The sequence below is a fragment of the Mesorhizobium sp. M7A.F.Ca.CA.002.04.1.1 genome (assembly GCF_004022805.1).
GTDB lineage: Bacteria > Pseudomonadota > Alphaproteobacteria > Rhizobiales > Rhizobiaceae > Mesorhizobium > Mesorhizobium ciceri.
Map to the genome: position 1 here is coordinate 1 of NZ_RZPL01000840.1, position 2,275 is coordinate 2,275.

Consider the following 2,275-nt stretch of genomic DNA (forward strand, 5'->3'; position numbering starts at 1 on the left):
TTGCACAAGGTCCATCACGTCAAGATGCTGGCGACGCTTGCCGACGATCCACGGCGGTCGCGCGCCATCATCGGCGGCCGCAACATCCATGACGGCTTCCTGTTCCACCAGCCGATCGATCTGTCGCGCTATCCAGACCTTGAGCAATACGGCAAGACCGACGGGTTGTCGCTGAACTACTATTCGAACTGGAGCGACTTCGACATCGAGTTCGCCGATCCGGCCACGGTCGAGACCCTTGCCGCGCATCTTTCGACAGTGTGGCTGCGCGACGCCGACACCAATCTGGCGCGCCCCTTCTCCATTCCGGTCCGGTCCGACGGCGCCCGTCCTTCAGGCACGGCACGACACTTCATTTCGGTGCCTTACGAGGATGGCCATGCGCTGGAGGACTATTTCGTCGAGTTGGTCGACGCCGCCCAGCACCATATCCAGATCGTTAATCCCTACCTCAACCTGACGCCCAAGCTTGCCCAGGCTGTTGACCGGGCGCTCGCCCGCGGCGTCAGGATCGACATTGTCGGCCGCATCGATCTCAAGGGCGATATCGGCGGCAAGTTTCTCACCGCGCTCAACAAGCTGTTTGTCGAGAAATATGGCGATCGCATCAACATCCGCGAGTTCAAGGCGCCTGACGTGGTGCTGCATTCCAAGATCATGATGATCGACGAAAGGCTGGTCGCCATCTCGTCGGTCAACCTCAACAACCGCAGCTTCTTCCACGACAGTGAGAACGGCATGATGGTGCTCGATCCGGCCTTCTACACCAGGATGAAGCCGATCTATGACGACTATGTCGCCCACTCCAAACCGGTCGCCACCAATGTGACGATCCCGTGGGCCTACCGGCTGCTTTTCGACGAGGACTGGGTCCGGCAGGCGTTCTGACTCTCTAGCGCAGATAGCGCTCCTGCGCGAGGTCGCGGACGTCGATGTCAGGCACCCGGTTGGAGATGATGTCGGCCAGCACCTTGCCCGAGCCGCAAGCCATGGTCCAGCCGAGCGTGCCGTGGCCGGTGTTGAGATAGAGATTGGAAAGCTCGGTGCGGCCGATCAGCGGCGGACCATCCGGCGTCATCGGCCGCAGCCCGCACCAGAACGTCGCGTCCCGCATCGCGCCGGCGCCAGGAAAGAGATCGCCGACCGAGTGTTCCAGCGTGCGCCGCCGCGATTCGTGCAGCCTGAGGTCGAAGCCGGAAATCTCGGCCGTACCGCCAACCCGGATGCGGTCGCCAAGCCGGGTGATCGCCACCTTGTAGGTCTCGTCCATCACCGTCGAGACCGGCGCCGCCGCCGCGTCCTTGATCGGCACGGTGATCGAATAGCCCTTGACCGGATAGACCGGGATCGGCCGCTTCACTCGGCGCATGAAACCCGCCGAATAACTGCCCAGCGCCATCACATAGGCGTCGGCGGTCTTCCAGCCCTTGCTGGTGCTGAGATTGGCAATGCGGTTGCGGCTGCGGATGACGCGCCAGATCGTCACGTCGTACTCGAACTTGACGCCACGGGCCACACAGAGTTCGGCCAGCCTGTCGGTGAACATCTTGCAGTCGCCGGTCTCGTCGTGCGGCAGCCTGAGGCCGCCGACGAACTTTTCGCGCACCCCGGCAAGGCCAGGCTCAGCCGCGATGCAACCGTCCTGGTCGAGGATCTCGTAAGGCACGCCATACTTCTTCAGCACCTCGACATCGCCGCCGGTGCCGTCAAGCTGCTTTTGCGTCCGGAACAGCTGCAGCGTGCCCTGGGTCCGCTCGTCATAGGCGATGCCGGTCGCTTCGCGCAGCGCCTTGAGCGTATCGCGGCTGTATTCGGCCAGCGGCACCATGCGCGCCTTGTTGATCGCATAGCGCTCGGCCGTGCAGTTGCGCAGCATCTTGATGAGCCATGTCCACATATGCGGATCGAAGGCCGGCCGCACCACCAGCGGGCCATGCTTCATCAGCAGCCATTTGATCGCCTTCAGCGGAATGCCGGGCCCGGCCCAGGGCGAGGCGTAGCCGGGCGAAATTTCGCCGGCATTGGCGAAGCTGGTTTCCAGCGCCGGGCCTTTCTGGCGGTCGAGAACCGTCACCTCGTGGCCGGCCTCGGCGAGAAAGTACGCCGTGGTCACTCCGATGACGCCGCCGCCCAGCACCATGATCTTCATCGTTTACTCCTTGCCGCGTCGCACGCCCTTGAGGACGCCTGGACGCGGCGCATTCCGATTTGCGCATGATCCCCGGCGAAAATCGATGCCGATTTTCGAGATCATGCAGTGTTGCCTGTTCACGCC

At 63.0% G+C, this 2,275-nt stretch carries 2 protein-coding genes; one reads left to right on the top strand and one right to left on the bottom strand.

What is annotated here, in order from left to right:
• Nucleotides 1–888, top strand: an 888-nt coding sequence (locus ENZ75_RS29240) for a phosphatidylserine/phosphatidylglycerophosphate/cardiolipin synthase family protein (RefSeq protein WP_164888094.1), incomplete at its 5' end; no start/stop codon positions are given.
• Between the two features lie 4 nt (nt 889–892).
• Here ENZ75_RS29240 and ENZ75_RS29245 read toward each other — a convergent pair.
• On the bottom strand, nt 893–2,149 hold the full coding sequence (locus ENZ75_RS29245) for a D-amino acid dehydrogenase (RefSeq protein ID WP_013529082.1): 1,257 nt from the start codon (nt 2,147–2,149) through the stop codon (nt 893–895).
• Between the last annotated feature and the right edge of the window lie 126 nt (nt 2,150–2,275).

Bases quoted from the DNA above. Each gene is read 5' to 3' on its own strand.
- ENZ75_RS29245 (WP_013529082.1), bottom strand. From the start codon at position 2,149: ATGAAGATCATGGTGCTGGGCGGCGGCGTCATCGGAGTGACCACGGCG.